The 21,238-nt window shown below is 43.9% G+C and carries 15 protein-coding genes; 5 read left to right on the plus strand and 10 right to left on the minus strand.

Annotation, left to right across the window (positions count from 1 at the left end; genetic code table 11):
- The first annotated feature begins 75 nt into the window (after positions 1 to 75).
- Together ACXAER_RS15030 and ACXAER_RS15035 are read left to right on the plus strand one after the other, a co-directional pair.
- Positions 76 to 573, plus strand: coding sequence for a M48 metallopeptidase family protein (locus ACXAER_RS15030; RefSeq protein WP_474830675.1), 498 nt, complete (start codon positions 76 to 78; stop codon positions 571 to 573).
- 189 nt (positions 574 to 762) lie between these two features.
- Positions 763 to 1,182 (plus strand): CBS domain-containing protein, encoded by a 420-nt coding sequence (locus tag ACXAER_RS15035; RefSeq protein ID WP_474807835.1) that lies wholly within the window; start codon positions 763 to 765, stop codon positions 1,180 to 1,182.
- Between the two features lie 124 nt (positions 1,183 to 1,306).
- On the opposite strand, the gene ACXAER_RS15040 is transcribed toward ACXAER_RS15035, so the two are convergent.
- Both ACXAER_RS15040 and ACXAER_RS15045 read right to left on the minus strand, forming a co-directional pair.
- On the minus strand, positions 1,307 to 4,348 hold the full coding sequence (locus ACXAER_RS15040; protein ID WP_474830678.1) for an efflux RND transporter permease subunit: 3,042 nt from the start codon (positions 4,346 to 4,348) through the stop codon (positions 1,307 to 1,309).
- A gap of 3 nt (positions 4,349 to 4,351) precedes the next feature.
- Positions 4,352 to 5,434 (minus strand): efflux RND transporter periplasmic adaptor subunit, encoded by a 1,083-nt coding sequence (locus ACXAER_RS15045; protein ID WP_474831275.1) that lies wholly within the window; start codon positions 5,432 to 5,434, stop codon positions 4,352 to 4,354.
- 231 nt (positions 5,435 to 5,665) lie between these two features.
- Here ACXAER_RS15045 and ACXAER_RS15050 point away from each other — a divergent pair, with 231 nt between their 5' ends.
- Both ACXAER_RS15050 and ACXAER_RS15055 read left to right on the plus strand, forming a co-directional pair.
- Positions 5,666 to 6,280, plus strand: a complete 615-nt coding sequence (locus ACXAER_RS15050) for a TetR/AcrR family transcriptional regulator (protein ID WP_474830680.1) — start codon at positions 5,666 to 5,668, stop codon at positions 6,278 to 6,280.
- A gap of 758 nt (positions 6,281 to 7,038) precedes the next feature.
- On the plus strand, positions 7,039 to 9,159 hold the full coding sequence (locus ACXAER_RS15055; protein ID WP_474830682.1) for a TonB-dependent receptor: 2,121 nt from the start codon (positions 7,039 to 7,041) through the stop codon (positions 9,157 to 9,159).
- Between the two features lie 231 nt (positions 9,160 to 9,390).
- Here ACXAER_RS15055 and ACXAER_RS15060 read toward each other — a convergent pair whose 3' ends face one another.
- From ACXAER_RS15060 to ACXAER_RS15090, 7 genes are all read right to left on the minus strand, one after another.
- Positions 9,391 to 9,879: an N-acetyltransferase family protein gene (locus tag ACXAER_RS15060; protein WP_474830684.1), complete on the minus strand. Its 489-nt coding sequence runs from the start codon at positions 9,877 to 9,879 to the stop codon at positions 9,391 to 9,393.
- 112 nt (positions 9,880 to 9,991) lie between these two features.
- Complete coding sequence (locus ACXAER_RS15065) at positions 9,992 to 13,171, minus strand: efflux RND transporter permease subunit (RefSeq protein WP_474830686.1); 3,180 nt, start codon at positions 13,169 to 13,171, stop codon at positions 9,992 to 9,994.
- Between the two features lie 9 nt (positions 13,172 to 13,180).
- Complete coding sequence (locus ACXAER_RS15070; protein ID WP_474830688.1) at positions 13,181 to 14,329, minus strand: efflux RND transporter periplasmic adaptor subunit; 1,149 nt, start codon at positions 14,327 to 14,329, stop codon at positions 13,181 to 13,183.
- Between the two features lie 121 nt (positions 14,330 to 14,450).
- Positions 14,451 to 15,584: a GGDEF domain-containing protein gene (locus tag ACXAER_RS15075; RefSeq protein ID WP_474830690.1), complete on the minus strand. Its 1,134-nt coding sequence runs from the start codon at positions 15,582 to 15,584 to the stop codon at positions 14,451 to 14,453.
- 2 nt (positions 15,585 to 15,586) lie between these two features.
- Complete coding sequence (locus ACXAER_RS15080) at positions 15,587 to 16,192, minus strand: PqiC family protein (protein WP_474830692.1); 606 nt, start codon at positions 16,190 to 16,192, stop codon at positions 15,587 to 15,589.
- Positions 16,193 to 16,428: 236 nt separating this feature from the next.
- Positions 16,429 to 18,081: an intermembrane transport protein PqiB gene (pqiB, locus tag ACXAER_RS15085; protein ID WP_474830694.1), complete on the minus strand. Its 1,653-nt coding sequence runs from the start codon at positions 18,079 to 18,081 to the stop codon at positions 16,429 to 16,431.
- Positions 18,078 to 19,220, minus strand: a complete 1,143-nt coding sequence (locus ACXAER_RS15090) for a paraquat-inducible protein A (protein WP_474830696.1) — start codon at positions 19,218 to 19,220, stop codon at positions 18,078 to 18,080. Before ACXAER_RS15090 ends, pqiB begins: the two co-directional genes overlap by 4 nt.
- A 164-nt stretch (positions 19,221 to 19,384) precedes the next feature.
- Between ACXAER_RS15090 and ACXAER_RS15095 the strand changes: the two genes are divergently transcribed.
- Positions 19,385 to 20,398 carry a hypothetical protein gene (locus ACXAER_RS15095; protein ID WP_474830698.1) on the plus strand — a complete coding sequence of 338 codons (1,014 nt, stop codon included), beginning with the start codon at positions 19,385 to 19,387 and terminating at the stop codon, positions 20,396 to 20,398.
- A gap of 117 nt (positions 20,399 to 20,515) precedes the next feature.
- Here the strand turns inward: ACXAER_RS15095 and ACXAER_RS15100 are convergent, their stop codons facing one another.
- The gene (locus ACXAER_RS15100) at positions 20,516 to 21,187 is read right to left on the minus strand and encodes a fibrobacter succinogenes major paralogous domain-containing protein (RefSeq protein WP_474830700.1); all 672 of its coding nucleotides are present in this window, start codon (positions 21,185 to 21,187) and stop codon (positions 20,516 to 20,518) included.
- Positions 21,188 to 21,238 lie beyond the last annotated feature (51 nt).

Raw genomic sequence — 21,238 nt, forward strand, 5'->3', positions numbered from 1 at the left:
AGCCGGTTCGCAAAAGTCAGTGCTATCTACATAGTTTAAATGCTTTATAATTCTTCTTGAAAAGGAGAAACATACGTGAACGAATATGCTCGGTATTTTAATGGCTACCCTTCAACTATTGTAGAGCAAGCCCTACAGCTAATTTCAGACAATCGGCTAAAAAGCTACTTGTTGAAGAAATATCCCAAGGCCCATGATGTAACTACAGATAAGCTGCTTTATCAATACGCGACGGAATTTAAAAAGCAGTACTTAAAAAATGCGCCACCATTTGGTCGGGCAGCATTTAAGAAGCAGGGGGATATGGTTACCAATGCGTTAGGTACGCATACCTACCGCATGCAAGGTAAAACGCGCAAACACGACTTAGCCATTAACAACGATTTGCTCTATGCACCAGAGCCTCTGTTAAAAGCACTGGTAGTTCACGAGCTTGCGCATTTTAAAGAAAAGGACCACAACAAAGCTTTCTATAAACTTTGTTGCTACATGGAGCCTGATTATCATCAGCTTGAGCTAGACTTGAGGTTATTCTGCGTTGCGGTGGCCATGGGCGAGAATCCGTACGTTTGAAGTATACGCAACCGATATTTATCTAAGAGTGTTTTATGTTAATGGGCCTAGCTAATACTATTAGTAGGCAGGATGGCTTAATTTACCAAGCTAGTATGCAGAATTGTGGTTGCGATCTACAGTTGTCGCGACACGTATTTAGCGACAGAATGTTGCAAGAGAAAAAAGCTGAGTGAATAAGGAGTATTGATGAGCATTGCTAAAATTATGTCTACACGTGTAGTTAGCGTGCATATGGACGATAGCTTGCAGTCGTTAAGAGAGTTATTTGCGGCAACAGGGTTTCATCATTTGGTTGTGGTTCACGATAATAAACTTCAGGGCATTATATCCGACAGAGACTTAATGAAATCGGTTAGCCCTTTCGTCGACACGTTAAGTGAGCGTATGCTAGATCGCGCGACGCTTGATAAACGAGCCCATCAAATTATGACCCGTGAAGTGATAACGCTAAATCCCACTGATTCAGTATTCGCGGCCATTGAGCTTTTCAATACGCATAAAATTTCCTGCATTCCCATCATTGATAAAGATAAGCACCCAGTTGGCATGGTGTCGTGGCGAGATGTAATGAAGTTTATGCAAAGTCGGGTGGAGGCTAAGCGCTAGTCTGGCGCGTTTGCGTTAATATCTGAACGCTTGTATTAATGGTGTAAGCATGGCTAAAAAAGAACGTGGTCTCTCTACCAGCGTTTGTGAATATTCTGGTAAAGAGACCATTAGTTTTTAAGCCTTAGCTTTTGCGGTAACTTACTTTAAACAGCAGGCTATAAAGCACGGGTACAGCGATAAGCGTAAGCACTGTGGCAAACGCTAATCCGCCCATAATCGTCACAGCCATGTCAGCAAAGAAGGCGTCGAATAGCAGCGGTGCCATACCTAGTATGGTAGTAACTGCCGCCAATGACACAGGACGTACACGGCTTATTGTGGCATCGACTATCGCTTGTCGAATGGCCAACCCTTCTTCTATCTGAAGGTCAATTTCTTCAATAAGCACTATGGCATTCTTAATAAGCATTCCAAACAAGCTTAAGAAGCCGAGGAGCGACATAAAGCCAAAAGGCATATCTGTACTAAGAAGGCCTGTGACAACACCTACAACCGCCATAGGTACCACAAGCCAAATGATAAGTGGCTGGCGTGCATGACCAAACAGCAATACCGAGATAATAAACATAACTAAAAAGCCTGCGGGTAAGCCTGCGCCCAGCGCTTTTTGTGCATCGCTAGAGCTTTCAAATTCGCCGCCCCATTCCAGGGAATACCCTGATGGCAGGTCAATGTCTTCAATGAGTGGGCGTATTCTAGCCAAGGCTTTAGCCGCGGTTTCATCATCACCCGGCTCCGCTTCTACGGTAATGGTGCGCACACGGTCGCGACGATGAATACGCATTTCTTCGGTCATTAACTCTAAGCCTTGCGATACCTGAGTGAAAGGCACGTACTGTCGCTGCTGCGTAGACCATACCTGCGATTCGCGTATCGACTGCAGCTCGGTATCTTCTGCTTTGCCCATTTTCGCAACGATGTTGTAGGCATAGTCGCCGTCTTGTACTGTACCTAGCTGAACGCCGCTACTTGCATACTGTATGGTTTGGCTAAAGTCGCTATGCGATACGCCAGCAATACCTGCATTGTAGTTATCAAACTGCGTGTTGATGGCAAAGCCTTTTTCACGCCAATTATGGCGTACGTCTTTTACTTCTCCGTCAGCAAAGAGCAAAGCCTTAGCTTTTTCCGCTAATTCACGAAGCACTTCAGTATCTGGGCCAGAAAACCTTGCTTCCAGTTTTGCACCAGAACCGGGCCCAAACTGCATGCGTTCCATATAGAAATTGGCGTCGAAATCTAAGCCCGTGAGCTTACTTCTAAGCTCCTCTTGAATAGCAGGGATGTTATCCAGTTCATTCGCCCGAACCATGAAAAAAGCATAGTTTTCGTTAGCGCTTTTAGGTGCATAAGTAAGGGTAAAGCGATCTGCACCCTGGCCAATAAAAGTAGTTACAGCCGTCACGTTTTCCATTGCTAAAATGCGTGATTCAGCTTCTTTTGCAATGATTTCAGTTGCACGAATGTCTCTGTCTTGCGGGCCCCAATAGTGCACAAAGAATAGCGGGGCATTTGATGGTGGGAAGAAACCTTGCTTTACCATACCAAAGCTTCCATAAGCCACGATAGTAATAATAAACAATGCACCAATAGTTACCCAACGAAGTTTAAGTGCGCCTAACAACGTGCGCTTGAACCAGCGCTGCGATGCTGAGAGTTCGTTGCCTGCAGTTTGACCCATGCCTTTGCGGTAGAAATAAGCGCCGAGAACAGGCACTAACGTTACTGCTAATACCCAGCTGATCATTAGTGAAACTAAGACTACGGCAAATAACGAGTAAAGAAACTCGCCGGTGGCATCGTTTGAAAGACCTATGCCTGAAAACGCCGCAATGCCAATAACGGTTGCGCCAAGTAGCGGCCACTGTGTGCGCTTAACAATAAAGCTGGCAGACTCTTTAGCGGTTGAGCCAGTGGCCATGCGAAGCATCATACCTTCAGCAACCACAATAGCGTTATCTACTAGCATACCCATGGCGATAACCATAGCACCTAGCGAAATTCGCTGAAGCTGAATATCCATGAGCCACATAACAAGAATAGTACCTAGCACGGTAACAAGAAGGACTGAGCCAACTACCACACCTGAGCGCCATCCCATGAACAAACACAGGGTTAAAGTAACCACAGCGACTGACATGACAAGGTTGTTAATAAAGCCGGTTACCGACTCATCAACTACTGAAGCTTGGTCGTATATGGGCGTAAGCGTAATACCAACAGGCAACTCTTGGAGTAGCTTCTCCACTTTTGCGTTAACGCGCTCGCCTACATCAACAATATTTACGTCAGTTAAGGCTGAGACAGAAAGTGTTAACGCTTCTTCGCCATTGTAGCGCACATGAACTGGCTGTATGTCCGCGGGCTCTAATTTCAATGTGGCAATATCGGCAACTCTAAGTGAACGGTTAGTGCCCGGCACTACCACAGAAAGGTTTGAGATTTCTTCAAGCCTATCTGGTGCGCGCTCTACAATTAAGCGTACATTCTTCTCGTCTACTTTAATTCGGCCACCGTTAAAGGGCCTTAAGTTATCTTCAAAAAGGGCGGCGAGATCAGGAAAGGAAATGCCTAAGCCCGCTAGTTGGTAGGGGTTGATATACGCTACAATCTGTTCTTTTTGAACGCCTGTCACATTAACTTTAGCTACGCCTTCTGTCGTAAGCAGGTCGCGGCGTATAATGCGGGCAAACTCGCGAAGTTCACGCGTATCAAAATCCGGCGCACTTAACGCATAGTAAAGACCGTATACATCACCAAAATCGTCGAACACAATGGGGTCTTGTGCGCCGGTGGGTAGTGAACTGGCAGTGTCTCGAAGGCGCTTTCTTAATTCATCCCAAATTTGTGGCAGCAGGTTACTATCGTACGTGCTTTTCACTTCAACCGTAATTTCAGACAATCCCGGCGATGAAACTGACGTTACTTTTTTTAATTGTGGCATTTGCTGAATCGCAATTTCCAAGCGCTCGGTAACTTCACGCTCCACTTTTTCAGCGCTGGCGCCAGGATAGCTGGTGTATACCTTTACTTGTTTGATGGTAAACGCAGGGTCTTCCAAGCGACCAATTTTGCTCATGGCCAAAATGCCGCCTAAAAGCAGGATGACTACCATTAGCCAAATGTTGACGGGCTTATCAATTGAATAGCGTGCGATATCCATAAATTACTTCTCTCCTTGGTAAGGAAGCACTTTCATGTCTGCACGCATTTGTGTTGCTCCAGCAGCAACTACTTGCTGGCCAAGTGTGATTTCGCTTTGGCTATTACTCTCGATAATTGCTAGCTCGTTTTCAATATGCTTTACGTCAACAGGTGTTTTTGTCACCGAACTCGTTTCGTCGTTATATACCCATACCGCAAACCCTGAGCTTTTGTTACCAACAAGGGATTTTACTGGCACAACAAAGCCTTCAGGATACATGCTACCTTGTAAGCTTACTTTAACCACAGCGCGGGCACCGGGTGTAAGCGGGAGTTCTTCACGAGGCTCCATAGCAAATACCACTTCATAGGTTTGCGAAACCGGGTCGGGTTGTGTGGAGTGCTCTACGTAATTCACTGGATACCACTGACTGCGATTAGTGGCTAACGTGGCGCTTGCCTGTTTGATACCACGGCCAATATTGGCGGTGAGCAAACGCTCGGGTACGTTAATGTTGAAGTAAATCTTGGAAACATCTTGAAGGCGAGCAATAGGAGTGCCCGCAGCAACAAAGCTGTTGTTTTCAACAAGGCGTTGTGACACCTTTGCGTCGAACGGGGCATAGAGCTGAGTGTAACTTAAATCCTGCTCGGCATTCTTTAAGTCAATAACCGCTAATTCGTAAGATGTTTTTGCACTATCAAGCGAGCTTTGTGCGACTAACTTTTGGGCGAACATCTTCTGAATTCTATCTAGTTCGCGTTTTGCTTGGTCTAGGCGTGTCTTCGATTCTTCAACACGACGCTCAAATGGTTTACGGTCGATAGTGGCCAGCAACTTTCCTTTTTCTATATCGCTACCTGTCACTAAGTCAGTTTGAATAAGGCGACCAGACACTTCAAAGCTTAAATCCACAGTCTTAACCGCCGAAACAACGGCGGGGAAGGTAAACTCGTCAAAATCTGGAATGTTGCTTACCGTAGCAAGCTTCACGTAGCGAGGAGTTGCGCTAGATTGTTGTTCAGCGGGCTCTTCTTGAGAACATGCAGTCAGGGTTGAAACCGATAAAACGCTTAAAAATAGAATGTGAGAAAATTGCATTATGGACATAGGTGTGTGTAATCCATTGTCAGGGTAAATAAAGTATAGACATGAGAACGTTAAGTAATAATGCTTCAGCACAAGAGCGAATAAGCAGTTAATACCTAAAGTAAACTGGTGAGTGCATTTTAGTGCGGTTGCATTGAAAAGTAAACTGTTCGGTGTAAAATGGAAACCAAGCGAGTTCGCGAAATGACGGGCAAAGCATAGGGGATTTATTTTGAGACTTTCAACATGGTAGGCAATACAAGAACGCGTAGTGATATAAAACGCGAAGCCATCATTCAGGCGGCTACACAGGCGTTCCAAGAGTTTGGTGTTAACGGCACCAGTATGGATAAGCTGGCTGAATTGGCGAACGTGTCAAAGCGCACCGTGTATAACCACTTTTCTACTAAGGAAGAGTTGGTGATGCACTTGGTTACCAAGCAATTTGAAGACGCCAAACTAAGTATAACGGTGGAATACGACTCGTCTCGTGATTTATCCGAACAGCTATGTGAGTTAATTCTTCAAGACATTGAATTTACCGTTACTGAAGAACATTTAGATATTGCAAGGGTCGCAATAGGGCACTTTTTTTATGACCCTGACAAGCTGAAAGACGAAGTTGCTCAATTAAAAGCGCAAGAGACAGCATTGCATCGCTGGTTAAAAGCCGCGAAAGCAGATAATAAAATTGAGTTTGATGATCTAAGTCGAGTTGTTGATGAAATTGAGAGTCTTGTAAAAGGTCAGTGCTTTTGGCCACAGCTTTTTAAAATTGAAGACACCCTGAGCGGTAATGACAAAAAAAATGTAGCGAAGAATACGGTTGCGCTAATCCTAAGCCGTTATGCTGCGGCATAGCGGCTAGTTCTTATTCTAAACTAAGTAAAAATTAGTTCGGGTTCTGAATGCGAACTTAATACATTACCCTAATGTGCCTCCAATCTATTACCTGCACATTTTAATATCTGTACAACTGACTTCCCTTACATCTAATACTCAATTAGACCATACCTCAAAAGCGTCATATCACTATCCTTTTACGTGCGCAGTGTCCCATTATTTCAACGCCCCCCTTAACTGGCGTCATCAGTACATCAGGCTCGAGAGATTTTATGTCAGTCATTTAGTTGACTAGATAAACAACTTTGAATAAGCGTTGGAAGGACAACCTGTTTTTGTAACACAGCAGTTGCTCTTAGATTTAAATACTGGAAGGTAGTGAAGCTCAAATCGCAGCTAAAAATGCCGAACCGTAAACTACACGAAGCGGGCTTTTAACATTTCTCCTAATTAACTTTTTCTTAAACATTTTGAGAAAAAAACGATAATTTTTAGTTCTTGTGTTCGAAAAGTGTACTGGCAGACGTTTTTTTAAACTAAGGATTAAGGAAATTTATAAAGAGTTTTTAAATTTTGATGTATTTGCTCTCGTCATCTTGACATTTTTTCTATATTATCCAGACCACAAATAGCAACTATTATTATTTGCAATTGCAAAACGAATGAAAAGTTAAGCGGTTTGGAAATGCTAGCGACTTAAAAAAGTATTGCCGAATAATAAGGTTCTTGGTTGCCAACAAACACACAACACTTTGAAGAACATTTGGAGAGCAATTTTGAAATTCAAACTTACGAGCATTGCTACTGCGATCATGTTAAGCCCTGCTGTATTTGCTGCCGATATGGAAGATATTGAGAGACTCACAGTGGAAGGTAAGTACCTTTCTGTTAATCAGTCGAACTCTATCAAGAGCCCCACACCCATCATTGATGTTCCGCAAAGCTTGTCGATCATTACCGCTGAAGAAATTACGGCTCGCGGTATTACTAGCGTTGGTCAAATTATTGATTACACGCCAGGTGTTAATACGTCTCAAGGTGAAGGTCACCGCGATGCAGTGGTATTTCGTGGCGTACGTTCAACAGCCGACTTTTACTTAGATGGCAATCGTGATGACGTTCAATACTATCGTGCACTTTACAACGTTGAACAGGTAGAGATTCTTCGTGGACCGAATGCATTGCTATTCGGCCGAGGCGGTACTGGCGGTATTTTAAACCGTGTATCTAAAAAGGCGAAAACGGGCGAACAATTCGTAAATTATAACGTTTCTGCTAACACCTTTGGTGCTTACAACCTTCAATTAGACACAAACGTTGATACAGGTGACAAGTCGGCGCTTCGTATCAACGCTATGTACGAAAGCTTAGATAACCATCGTGACTTCTACTACGGCGACCGCTATGGCTTTAACCCAACGGCACGCTTTGAAGTAAGCGACGATACTAATGTTGATGTGTCATACGAATACATCGATCACGAGCGCTTCATCGACCGTGGTGTGCCAACGGCAAACGGCGAACCAGTAGAAGCATTTGAAGAAATCGTATTTGGCGACCCAGAAAATAACTATCAAACTCTTGGTGCCGACGTATTTCGTGCAAACGTTGAACACAGTTTCTCTGACAACCTAAAAGGTAACTTCAACGCCTTTTACGGTGACTACGACAAAGTTTACTCAAACTTTTACGCAGCGGCATACGACGCCGACACTGAAGTAGTAACCCTTGACGGTTATGTAGATACCACGCAGCGTGAAAACCTTATCTTGTCTTCTAACTTAGTGGGCGAGTTTGCAACGGGCAACATTGAGCATACGGTTATCTTTGGTGGTGAGGTTATTAATACCAAGTCGAATCAAGACCGTTATAACCCAGAGTTCGATTCTCGTGTAGGTGCAAATGATCCTGAAGATACACTGCGAAACGATCAGGAGATGTTTAATGTTTCTCGTCCTCTTAATTTTAGAGGACTGAGCGGTGTGAACAGTGCCGGTAATGCAGTTACTGCTACATTCTACAATGGCGTGGATAGCACATTAAACGATGACACCCATGTAGACTTGGACGTTTACTCTTTCTACGTGCAAGACGAAATTGCACTATCAGGAAACTTCGACCTAGTGCTGGGCGCGCGTTTTGATAGTTTCGATATTGAAGTGTTTAACGTTAAAGCAGCTGAAACGCGCAGCAGAAAAGACGAAGAAGTATCGCCGCGAGCGGGCCTTGTTTATAAGCCACAAGAGAATATCTCAATTTATGCAAGCTACAGCGAGTCATTCTTACCTCGCAGTGGCGAGCAGTATGCGAATATCAATGGTGATGCTGACGCACTTGACCCAGATACCTTCACTAACCAAGAAATTGGTATTAAGTGGGATTTCAATGACAGCATGAGCTTCACGGCTGCTATCTTTGAAAATGAGCAAACGTCATTGGACAACGACCCTAACGATGCAGAAAGCTTCGTGGAAGTAGATTCAGATGTATCCGGTTTTGAACTTCAGTTGCAAGGCTATATAACTGACAAGTGGTACGTTACGGCTAACTACAGCAACCTTGATGGCGAAAATGCAAGCGGTGTGGAGCTTCGTGAGCTACCTGAAAACACCATGTCGGTATGGACAACTTATGAAGTGAATGAAGTATTTGGCTTCGGCATTGGCGCAACATACCAAGACGAAAGCAAGGTATCGACAAGTGCTACGTCACCTGCACTGCCAAGCTATACCCGTATTGATGCATCAGCGTACTACACACTTAGCGACAAGACTCGCCTTCAGCTAAACGTCGAAAACTTAACTGATACGCTTTACTTCCCTAATGCACACTCTACGCATCAGGTTACAGTTGGCGCACCAATCAACGCGCGTTTATCTTTGGTTGGTTCTTTCTAAGTAAAACGGAAAGATTATCCATAGAATTTAAAAGCCATTCGTGAAAGCGAATGGCTTTTTTATTTTGCAGAAAAGTTGTTCCAAGTGGCGTTGGAGTTATAAGCGTATTTGCAGCTAATATTGTTGTACCTTCATACTGACTAAGTCAGCAAGTCAGCAAGTCAGCAAATCAGCAAATCAGCAAATCAGCAAATCAGCAAATCAGCAAGTCAGCAAGTCAGCAAGTCAGCGTTAAGCCTGTTTTGCGAAGTCGATAAGTGTCTGTCCATCCATGCGATAGCCTAGCCATTCACTCTTTGGTTTAGCGCCAAGGGACTCATAAAAATCGATAGCTGGCTTATTCCAATCTAAAACACTCCACTCAAAACGGCCGCAGTCGTTTTCTACCGCTGTTTTTGCTAAATGTTGCAGCAGCGCTTTACCCGCACCTAGGCCACGAGATTTCGGCGAAACATAAAGGTCTTCAAGATAAAGCCCGTTGCGACCTTGCCAGGTTGAATAATTAAAGAAGTACACGGCAAAGCCAATAGGAGCACTGTTATTCTCGCAAATAACGCAATGAGCAGTGGCACCTTCGCCAAATAGAGTCTTTAGAAGCGCCTCTTCAGAGGCCTCTACTTCATGCTCAGCTTTTTCATAAATGGCTAGTTCCAGGATGAACTGGCGAATTTGTGAAATATCGCTAGGCGTTGCTGGTCTTATTGAAATTGCATTGTTCATAGTGTTTTCCTTTCAATAGGCTTGAAAAAAAATGAGCCTCGAAGGCTCATTTTTTAAAGTAAAGTGCGTTTATAACACTAACTTTGAACGGCTACATAGTGAGTACTGGCCGCTATTCAGCAGAGCCCGAAGCCTCAATGGTTAATGTTTCATTCGCACTGCTGCTTACCACGCCGTTGCTTGACTTTTTGCGTGTAATCAAACTTTTAATGTACGAGAAAGGGCCTCGTAAATCGAGCAATATCAGGTATAAACAAGGTACTAAGATTAAAGTCACCAAAGTGGCATAAAGTACAGCAAAGCCGAGCGCAGCAGCCATAGGTACTACAAACGCTGCTTGCAGGCTGGTTTCAAACATAATTGGCAGTACGCCCACAAACGTAGTAATTGAAGTTAACGTAATTGCTCTAAAGCGCGCAGTGCCGGCCTCAGTCACGGCTTCTTTAATGCTGTAACCTTGTGCACGGCGCTGATTCACAAAATCAGTCATAACCAGCGAGTCGTTAATTACCACCCCGGCAGCTGCGATAAGGCCAAAGTTAGACATCATCGATAAATCTAGGCCTAATACAAAGTGGCCGAACACTGCACCTGTAAAGCTAAATGGAATAACCGACATGATGATAAGTGGCTGTCCATAACTTTTTAGCGGAACAGCTAAAAGGATATACACCATGATCATGGCCGCTAGGAAAAAGAGTATTTGCTCGTTTTGTTGTGCTTGCTGCTCTTCAATATCACCGCCAAGCTCTGTCATTACCGAAGGAAATGACTCTTTAAGTTGAGGCAGTAGCTTGTCCTGAATTTCAGTAACGACCTCATTAGGTTCAACTTTTTCTTCATCAATGTTGCCCCAGATATAAACACTGCGGTAACCACCTTCTCGGCGAATGTAGCTAATACCTGGCTTCTCTTCTAATGCAACCACATCACCAAGCATCACTTCTTGGCCGTTAAGTGTTTTGATTAAAGAGTACTTCAAGTCAGCAAAGCGTTCACGGGTGAGTTCAGGGTAGCGAACCATGACCCTAACTTCTTCACCGTTGCGGATAACACGCTGTGCTTCGCCGCCGTAAAAGCCCGCGCCAACCTGAGAGGCGATATTAGAAAGGGTAAGCCCTAGATCGTAGGCAACTGGAAGTAACGTCATTTGCACTTCTTTGCTCGGCGGGTCAATAGTTGAGCTTACGTCAAACAGGCCTTCTTGCTGCTGCAGCATTTCAATGAACTTAAGGCCAGCCGCGTTTAAGGTGTCAATGTCTGGGCCAAAAAGTAGATAACCGAACTCACCGTCGTCACCGTCACCGTTTACATCATCAACCACGGTAAAAGACTTCATACCGGTAATTTCTGGAATGGCTTCGCGCCAGCGTCGTGCAAGCTCAAAGGTGTCGATAGGGCGATCTTCTTCATTAACCAGTGGTGTGAGTATGCGCCCTTCAGTTCTATCTTCGTTAAAAGCAAGACGATCGCGTATCATGCCCTGGCCAAATTCATCTATGATCTGCTCTTCAACGTCCAGAATCGTTTGTTCCACCACTTTAAGCGCATTAATAGTAGCCATATCAGAGACGTTTTCGTTCATCTCTATTTTTACGCTAGGAAAGTCGTGTGGCACTTTAGGATTTGGCACCATGCGTACATAGTTTGCGCCAATCAGGCCCATGCTTAGCATTAGCATAGCCACGAACATCATAAGTACTGCCCAGCGCCATTCAATCGCTTTTGTAACAGTACGCTTGTAAGGGCCATTTACGAACGCAAAGAATCCTCGGTTAAAGCGTGCACGCCAGCTGTCCTGTCGCACCGGAGAGAACTTGGTGTGGGCTAAATGCGCGGGTAAGATTAATTTTGACTCAATTAAACTAAACGCCAAACACAAAATAACTACTACAGCGATGTTATAGAAAAATGCACCTTCAGGGCCGCTGCTCAGTGTAAATGGAGCAAATACCGCGATAGTAGTTAATACACCAAAGGTAGCAGGAGTTGCCACGCGTTTAGCGCCGCGAACCACGTTGTCAACGCCGCCGCCCTTGCTTTCAATTTCGGTATAGGCGCTTTCTCCAATAACAATGGCGTCGTCAACTACAATGCCCAGTACCATGATAAACGCGAAGAGCGAGAGAATATTAATGCTCACCCCGAAAACCGGCATAAGCATCATTGCACCTAAGAAACACACCGGTAAGCCGACCATAACCCATAGCGCCAAACGAAAGCGCAAGAAAAGGGTAAGCATAAACGCGACGAGTACAGACCCTTGAACAAGATTCGATAACATCATGTCTAGGCGTGCATTAAGGTAGTAGGTCATATCCACCAAAACTTCTAGACTGACGCCCTGAGGAAGGGTCTCATTTCTCTGGTCGATATAGGCTTTTACAGTTTCAGCTACAGGAATGGTGTTTTGGGTTTTAGTGGCTTTTACAGCAATGTAGATGGCGTTCATGCCGTTGTACTTAAAGTAACGTTCGCCCTCAACAAATCCATCATTGATATAGGCAACATCACCTAACGTTACTTTCGCGCCACCAGTGCCAATTTTAATTGGTATTTGTTTGAACTCGTCGCCGCTGTAGTATTGATTTTCAACGCGAACTGACACTATCCCTGAATTAGTTCTTAGCTGGCCGGCCGAAATATTTGCTGAATAACTATTAATAGCTTGAGTAACATCGGCAATGGTTAAACCGTATTTTCTTAGCGTATCGGGCTTAATTTCAATAGCAATTTCATCATCGGGTGTATTGGCTTCCACCAGAGAAATGGAGCCAAGCTGAAGTAGTTCATCTTCTATTTCTTTAGCCAGCACTTTTAGCTCTGATAAAGGCAAGTCGCCAACAATAGGCATTTCGATAACTTGCTGCTGAAACTCTACTTGCGAAACGTTGACAGGCTCCATACCCGCAGGAAAAGTAGCAATGCTGTCTACGCGAAGTTTGACCTTGTCTAGAACGTCAGTCAGTTCAGCTTTAGTATCAATTTCTAAGGTGACTGCACCGCCACCGCGAAATGCTCTGGATACGGTGCGCTTAATTTCAGTGATGTCTTTTACCGCTTCTTCAACTTTGATGAAGATACTTTCTTCAATCTCTTGTGGAGACGCGCCGGGGTAGTTGGCTTCAACAGTAATGTAATTAATTTCGATGTTAGGAAACATCTGGCGCTGAATAGTAAAATAGCTGGCAATACCCATGACAATAATGAAAAACATTAAAAGGTTAGCCGCTACAGAGTTTCTTGCAAACCAAGAAATAATGCCGCTTTGTGTATCGTTGTGATTTTCCATGACAGCTCCTTAGTTAGCTTGTGCTGTCACGATTTCAGCCGTAGTCTCAATAACTTTTACCGGCATGCCGTTTTGCGGGTATTCAGGAAGACTCATCACTACTTTATTCGCATTGAAGTCGCCCTGAATGAGGAAGTCGCCATTTTCCTCACGCACCACTTTCACTTTCTGAGATTTCAATCTGTCTTCACCGTCAAGGGTCCACAGCAAGCGGTTAGTTACCAACTCCTGAGGTACTCGGTACACGTCACTTAACGTTTTACCTTCAAAAGCTATCGTGCTGTAAGAGCCAAATTTAACGATAGGTTTTGACGAGTTAATTGCATAGGGGTCTTCAATGCGTGCCACGAAATAACTCATGCGCGTGGTGTTGTCCACAACGCCGGTATCTCGGTGGATGGTGCCTTTTACCGTAGCGCCCTGAATGTCATCGACTTCGATGGCAATTTCACTTCCTATTGTACTATCTGAAAGAAAAACGCGGTCGAACCCGGCAATAGGGAAAGTGACTTCGGCATACTCTATGTTATTAAGGACTGCGACAGGTGAACCCTGAGTCACATAGTCACCTGTGCTGATGTCTCTTGAGACAATAAGCGCATCGTATGGGGCTTTTACTTTACAGTTATCTAAATCGCGCTTTGCTATTTTAAGTTGAGCTTCTGCAGATTTAAGCGCTGCCTTTGCGCTCATTACTTGTGGTTTGCGCAGGTACAAATCGGTAACCCGTGCATTAGGCATTGTTTTCGCTTCCTTTGCCGCCACATCTGCTTGCGCTTCTTCTTGGATTAACTGAGCTTGTGCACTAGCTAAGTTTGCTTCTGCCAATAGAAGCGCTGCCTCATACGCATCAGCTTCTATTTCAAAAAGGACTTCGCCACGCCTTATTAAGCCACCGCTTACAAATTTAGGGTTCCACCTCTCAACTTCACCCGATACTTGCGCAGCAAGATTTGTGGTTTCAAGAGGCTTGATTTCGCCGTAGGAAGTGAGTTGAACACGCACATCTTCGGGCGATAACGCTTCAATAGTGACGGTTGGGCGAGTATCAACTTCCTCTGTTATAGCGTTGTCAGAAGCAGACGCTTCGATTCCTTTCATTCCTAAATAACCTACCAGTAAGACACCAATAGGTAACGCAACTTTCATCCATTTCATGGCTAGATCTACTTTTATAGCGAATACTAAACATAGTGTAGCGCTAAAGTGTTTCAGTAATACAGCGCAAATGTAACTAAACGTGAGTCAATTTTGTGTAAAGGACACAAACTTTTTTTGATTACTGAACTTTTAAAGACGTTGTGTTAGAAGTAGGTGATGAGATTATAGAAGAAGAGGTGCAGATACGATTGCGCCCATTATCTTTCGCAAAATAGAGCGCCTTATCTGCAAGGCGTATAGCACTTGAAACATCGGTGTCACCGCTGACCTCACTTACGCCAAAGCTACTGGTAACGTGGATCTTTTTACCGTCTATATTTAGCGGATCTTTGCTGAGTACTTCTTTTACACTTTCTAATGCCCTCACCGCATCGGATTCCTTAGTTTCGGCAAAGATAAACATAAATTCTTCACCACCCCATCGCGCGAGTATATCTTGACCACGAAGCCGAGAACTAAATATCTTACTGATTTGTCGAAGCACCTCGTCACCTTTTTCATGGCCGAGGGTATCGTTTATGCTTTTAAATCTATCTACATCGGCGATGGCAACAGAGAACGCTCGTTTACTACGTAGCATTCTTGCGTACTCCCTGTCTAAACACTGCTGGGCACCACGTCGATTCAACAAACTCGTTAAATGGTCGTGCTTCGCTTGTCTCTCAAATTGTTCACTGAGATAAAGTGCAGTGTCGTAACTTTTCTGTCTGCTATATTCGTAAAAAGCAGATAAAAAAGATACGGTTAGAAATGAGTAGAGTAAGCGAGTTTTAAACGCATATGTGTAGTTGGCAATAAAGGCTATATCATTAAACCCAAAGAGTACGATTGCGCAGGTAATCGTAAAGGCGATGAGCGCCAGTAGGCCTCGAATAAACCCAGCAAAAAACATGGTTACAGGCGGAACGAGATAAATCCAAAGTGGGCCAGTGTTATCCTTACCACCAGTGATAATCAATAGTAATGTTAGTATCATCAAGCAGCTGATCAGCAGTGTGATAGACCAGGTGCGAGCAAGGGCTGATGCGAAGCGTACTTGCAATTGCTGAGATACTGCAAAGGCAATACTTGCTATAAAAAGCGTTGTAGAGAGTGAATATTCCGCCTCAATAAAAGCGCGAGCACCAAGCAAAAACGTAATAGACATACCCACGGCTGCAAACAGGTTAACCACGATAATGCGCCTGTTAGTTTCGTCTTTATGGTAGCTTTTTACACCACTAAAAATGTATTGCTTGAATCTACTAATCATAATCAAATCGGCTGGTGAACCGCATTGCTGATGTCCTTAGCTAACGTTTCAATAGTCGCTCTCATTGCAATTATGCTAGATGCAAAACCATCGTTGTTGAGCGGAGCTTTGTACATAAATGGGTGGAAACTGGCTTCTTGAGGTGTTCCCGTTACTACATATTCTCCTGAAAATATAACTTCGCCTTCGTAAGTACTGACTAAGTCGTTTATATATAGAGATATGTGCAACGACTCTTCACTTGCATAATAGTCAGGGCGAACCAGTGCAACATTGTGTGACACTAATGCGCTGCCGAGCGCTTTTATAAGGCCTTCATCTACAGGCTCTGCCCATAAATGGCTGGTAGAAATGTGAAGATTTGTGTCGCTCGTTTGATATACCAAGCCTCTGTGCTTTAGGTATTCTGGTAAGTTTACGTTATCTAAAACCACCGTTTGCTTTGCGTCGCGGTGCGACATTGATGCATTATCAGTGGAATGGAGAAGGTAATAAGTCAGCGCGTTTGGTGTGCTTCCGCATGCAGATAAAAAAGAAAACACTACAGCTAAAGTAATGATTTTAAGCCATTTGTTGTCCTTATTGAAAGAAAAAGTCTTAGCCTGCATTATCATATAATTTAATCCTTTCTTCCCTATTTACGGGTTCGCTGCCTCGAGTATCGGGTAGGTTTTGCAATCTTTCCAAAAATAAAGTTTAGGGTATATGCCCAATTAGTCGAATTAGGGCATATCTTGTCTATCTTCAGACTTATTCATTTTACTATTCATCTCACCATTCATTTTTTGCGCCAAACTAAATGTTTTCTATACAGTTTTGTAAGGCCGTATCTTAAATAGTCACATCAATTTTTTGCCTTGGGCTGAATATCCGACTCGTCATCTTTGGAAAATATCAAACTGTTCGGAGATTGATTTAATTTCAATAGCAACGGCTGAATATTGCGCATGGTTTCTTGCAAGGCATCGACGGTTTCTTTAATTTCAGATTGATTGAAGCCTCCCTCACTGTAATTCTTCAATAGGCTATCTAGGCTCACAAGAACCTGGTTAAGGTTACTGTTGAGGGCTTTGGCATCAATGTCAGCAATAAGTAAGTCGAAGTCGTCACTCGCAGTTTCTACTGATTCAGCTGCAAGGCGCATATCCTCAACAGCTAACTGTACATTTTCTACCATTTCCTTTAACGGTAGCTGATTAATTTTGTCTAAGATAGCGTCAGCTTTTTGCGTTAGCTGGGTAAACTCGTTACTTACGGTAGGAATAACCTCATATCCGTTAATGATAGCAATTTCATTCTTGGCATCTACATCAGGAAAATGCTGTAAATCAACGTAAAGGCCGCCCGTCAATATATTACCCATGCGAAGAGAAGCCCTAAGATCTCGGTGCAGCCAATTTCTAATGGTCTGCTTAATGGCACTCAAGCCTTCTTCAGTATCGGGTTGACGAGCTTTACCCGGGTAGATGTTAATGAGAACAGGAATAGGATAGTCCCGCTCAAGAATGTTTCCCTCTATAGCAGGAAAGGAGTTAATTGCGGTAACATTTCCAATTTCAATTCCACGGTACTCGACAGGAGCGCCGACAGTTAGTCCTCTAACACTTTCGTCGATGAGCAATAAATATTCCGCAGCCACTTTATAACGAGCATCTGAGGCAGATGTACTGTCGCCATAAATAGTGAAAAAGGCGTTGTCTAATACTTGTTCACCCTTTGGTACGCCTTCAGGAATGCCAAAGGTAATGCCATTGGCTAATAAGGTTTCTAAGCTTCCGGTTTCTACACTGACCCCATTTGATTCAAGTAGAAGCTTTACGCCACTGACGTCCCAAAAGCGGGTCGTGTTAGTAATTAGCTTGTGATAGGGCGCTTCAATGAAGGCATCGTAATACACTACACGTTCTTCAATGTTGAACGTGGCATCTTCAAACTCACCAACTTTAAAGCCCTTGTAAATGATGGGGTCGCCAGGTTTGTAGGCAAATTCGTCGTCGCTTTTTAGCATGACGTGGAGGCCAGGGGTACCAGGTGGCGTTACTGGTGGGCGCTCAAGCGCAGTGAAATGTAGCTGTTCTTTTCCTTTGTCGTCGGCCGACATGGCTATATAGCTGCCAGATAATAGGGTATTGAGTCCAGATACTTCTGAAAAGCTAATACGAGGGGCTACCACCCAAAACTTTGCGTTCTCGTTAAGCAAATGAGCTGCACTAGCGTCTATTCTTGCCGTAACCAGTACACCGTTTAGATCTGGCTTTAGGGTTATTTTTTTGACCTGACCAATATCCAAGTCGCGCACTTTTATCGGGGTTTTGTTTACTTCAATACCTGTAGCTGACTGAATCTCTATCGTTATAAGTGGGCCTTGGTTTTTCCATTGGTAATAGACCATCCATCCGCCAATAATGATAACGAGGATCGGAATAATCCAAATGCGAGAAATGGATGAGGTGGGTTTTACCTTTGCCTCGTTAATGTTCGGATCGTTTGTGGTCATGGTAATTGCTTCCACTGCTGCCAAATAAGCCTAGAGTCAAACGTCATCGCGGCTATCATTGTTACAAATACTACGGCACAAAAGGCAAGTGCCGCTTGGCCCGGGTAAATAGACATGGTGTTGCCCATTTGAATAAGAGACACCAACACTGCTACAACAAAAACGTCTATCATAGACCAGCGTCCTATTGCTTCGGTGACGCGGTAATAACGTATACGTAATTGTTTTGATGTGGTTTTCTCTCGTTGTACGGAAAAATTAAGCCAAGCAAGAATTAAAATTTTCGCGACCGGAACAACCACACTGGCAACCAAGATGATTATCGCAACCGGATACGAGCCAGATTCCCAAAGTGATATCACACCGCCAATAATGGTATTGGGTGTTTCTTGGCCAAAGAATTCAGTATACATAATTGGCAGTACATTAGCAGGAATATATAAAATACAAGCGGTTAACAATAATGCCCACGTGTGCTGAATACTAATTTGCGCTTGTTTTTCGCATAGCGGTTTGGGTTGAGGGGGCTGACCTTGTGACATCCATAAGGCATAACTTGTCGTGTCGAATTGATAAATACAAAGGGCTGTAAATGCTGAAAAGCCGACAAACGCATAAAACGACAGCCCTATAGATACGTCGGCTAACTCTGTAATCTTGATAAGACTTACCAAGGTGCCCACCAGAAATATTTCAGCCATGCTCCAAGGCAAAAGCGCTTTAACCAACTTATACAGCCTAGCTAAGTAAAAAGGGCGACGGTTTTGAATTTGCGCTAATGAAAGCAATAACAGTCCAGCGAGGACCATTCCGGGTAGCAAAAGCGTGGCTAAACTAGTTATTATCGCAAGAGATAAGTAATCATTTTCAATGAGCACGGTAATGCCCGTTGGCAGGTCGATACTGTGCTTTTGCCCGCTCGCTTTAAATGTCAGGAAGTTAAAGGGCAGTGAGAGCAATAAAAAAATCAAAGCACTGAAAGCGTAAGCGAGTAACTTTTCGCTTGCTCCATTGCGATGAGACAGTAGCGTGTGGTTGCATACCGGACATACGGCCCGTTGCCTATGCGCGAGAACGGGTATGTGTACCTGAGTATGGCACTGCTCACAAACTATAGATAACGTATTTGATTCAGCCATATGCTTTTGTACGACACTTTTTGTATGCTCGTTGTAAGATAAATAGTAGCCTAGAGGTATAACCCGTTGATTTTTAGCATCAACAGCATAGCTTATTGCGAGCATGTCGGGAAGTATAGCTAGCCTTATTTAAAAGTATAACAACAATAATTGACGACTAAGTGATGGAAACAGCAAACGAAATTCGCAGCGTGTATGGAAAAGTAAAGAAGCAGTTAAACCGTTTACTTCTAAAAAGGCGTATTGGCTTTTTACGTTTTTGGGTAAGTATTACCTTCGCTCAGCGTTGCTATTTCTTGGCAACGACCATGCTCTTGTTGCAACTATTTTTCGATATCGAAAGTGGCTTGTTTGAAGCAATCATGTTTGGTCTAGCACTGGCTGGCATTGTCAGCGAGACATGGCCTAGGTTCATGGTGCTGTGGAACAGCTTACCAGGGAAAGCTATAATTTTATTTGTATACGCAATTATCGCGAATTTCGCATTAGCGTCGGCTAGTGGGCTAGTGAATAGCATAACCGGCGTTTCTGCTGTCGCGCTGCCCTACAGTCACAATTTCGCGCTCATACTTATGGTGCCAAGCTGGTTCTTCGTCACCACGCTAATGGCGCTCGTAGGCGGAATGCTAGTTATCTTTGTTTATGTGTTCTTCTTATTATTACTAAAGCCCTTTGGTGTACAAAGGCTATGGCATCAACCCGGCTACCGTTATGTATTATCCACCGCTGTAGCAAGGTTTGTGTGGACCCTTGGCGTGGCACTGCAGCTAGGGGTTTTAGCAGGACAGGTGGGGCTACTTTCTGAATTCAGTAATGAAAGCGCCAATGCGCTAATAACAATAGAAGATGAGATTAAAACTCAGCCTGAAGATAGTGAGCGGAAATCCACCGAGGGGCAAACAGAAGAGGTTTCAGAGTTAGAAGCAGATTTAACCGCGCTTTTAACCGATGCAAAGCAAAAAAGTATTCGCTATAAAAAAACACAGCGCCAGGCGCTAGCTAGTTTTATTTATGAGTTTGAAGCAGACTCTCGCTCCCGCTGTGCTCATCCGGAAGGGACGCGGGTGATTGAGCTTAACGACTACGAAATTTTACAAATAGTGCCAACACAGGAAGATGAGATTGGCTATGCTTACACTGTAGTCCCATGTCGTTCAGCTGCCATTGGGCTCGATTAAAGAGACGGCTTCTGAAGAATATGCTTAGTAATGCCTATACTAATAAACTAAGAGACTCTCTATTAGAAAGTCTCTTAGTATTAAAAGTCTAACGCGAACTTTCTACAGTTTTTGTTGCTACTTTATATCTCGCACACAACGGACGCTAAACATATAGTCCTTGTTTAGCTTAGCTCTTCTAATTTCGCCTTTATGCGAGTTCCACCAAGAATAGGCGAGGGTGCGGGCGTACGCCTCTTTTTCAGTGGCGCTTGTACTGGTCCAAAATTCAGTATACATCCCTTGAGTTATATACCAGTTACCTACTTTTACACCTGCTGCAGTAGCACCAAAATGGTTTTGGTTAACACGAGTTTGGTCGAACTTTTTGAATAGTGTGTCTGGCTCTTCAGCTTTAAGGGTGATAGCAATATCGTTTTCGCCTCGCCAGCCTTCTTTGGAAAGTTCACTTTCAGCTATGCCAATAGCGCGTTCCATATCTTGCCAATCTTCATCGGTAGCTATTCGCCACCCTGCAGGGCATAGCTTTCGCTCGTCACTTACGTCTTGCCAGTGATAAAGCCTGCCGTGTTTAAGTAGGTTCTTCTCGTCGTCTTTTGGAATAAACCCCGAATTAACAGGGCTACCATCTTGAAACTGGGTAGCGCGCAAGTTTTCAGCAAACCATTCAAGCTTACCGAGCTTAACAGTTTTATAACGGTTACCTTCTACGTCTGTAAAAGCGCCAACGATGTTGCCTGTGGCGATAACTTTGTGTGTGGAAACCGTGTTCGCGTACGTTGATGACATTGCTAATATTCCTAATAAAAAAAGGGCGCTTTTCATTTCATTACACTCTCA

The sequence above is a fragment of the Alteromonas sp. AWJ4_199 genome (assembly GCF_056159165.1).

Bases quoted from the DNA above. Each gene is read 5' to 3' on its own strand.
- ACXAER_RS15035 (WP_474807835.1), top strand. From the start codon at position 763: ATGAGCATTGCTAAAATTATGTCTACACGTGTAGTTAGCGTGCATATG.
- ACXAER_RS15040 (WP_474830678.1), bottom strand. From the start codon at position 4,348: ATGGATATCGCACGCTATTCAATTGATAAGCCCGTCAACATTTGGCTA.
- ACXAER_RS15050 (WP_474830680.1), top strand. From the start codon at position 5,666: ATGGTAGGCAATACAAGAACGCGTAGTGATATAAAACGCGAAGCCATC.
- ACXAER_RS15060 (WP_474830684.1), bottom strand. From the start codon at position 9,879: ATGAACAATGCAATTTCAATAAGACCAGCAACGCCTAGCGATATTTCA.
- ACXAER_RS15065 (WP_474830686.1), bottom strand. From the start codon at position 13,171: ATGGAAAATCACAACGATACACAAAGCGGCATTATTTCTTGGTTTGCA.
- ACXAER_RS15070 (WP_474830688.1), bottom strand. From the start codon at position 14,329: ATGAAATGGATGAAAGTTGCGTTACCTATTGGTGTCTTACTGGTAGGT.
- ACXAER_RS15075 (WP_474830690.1), bottom strand. From the start codon at position 15,584: ATGATTAGTAGATTCAAGCAATACATTTTTAGTGGTGTAAAAAGCTAC.
- ACXAER_RS15080 (WP_474830692.1), bottom strand. From the start codon at position 16,192: ATGCAGGCTAAGACTTTTTCTTTCAATAAGGACAACAAATGGCTTAAA.
- pqiB (WP_474830694.1), bottom strand. From the start codon at position 18,081: ATGACCACAAACGATCCGAACATTAACGAGGCAAAGGTAAAACCCACC.
- ACXAER_RS15090 (WP_474830696.1), bottom strand. From the start codon at position 19,220: ATGGCTGAATCAAATACGTTATCTATAGTTTGTGAGCAGTGCCATACT.
- ACXAER_RS15095 (WP_474830698.1), top strand. From the start codon at position 19,385: ATGGAAACAGCAAACGAAATTCGCAGCGTGTATGGAAAAGTAAAGAAG.
- ACXAER_RS15100 (WP_474830700.1), bottom strand. From the start codon at position 21,187: ATGTCATCAACGTACGCGAACACGGTTTCCACACACAAAGTTATCGCC.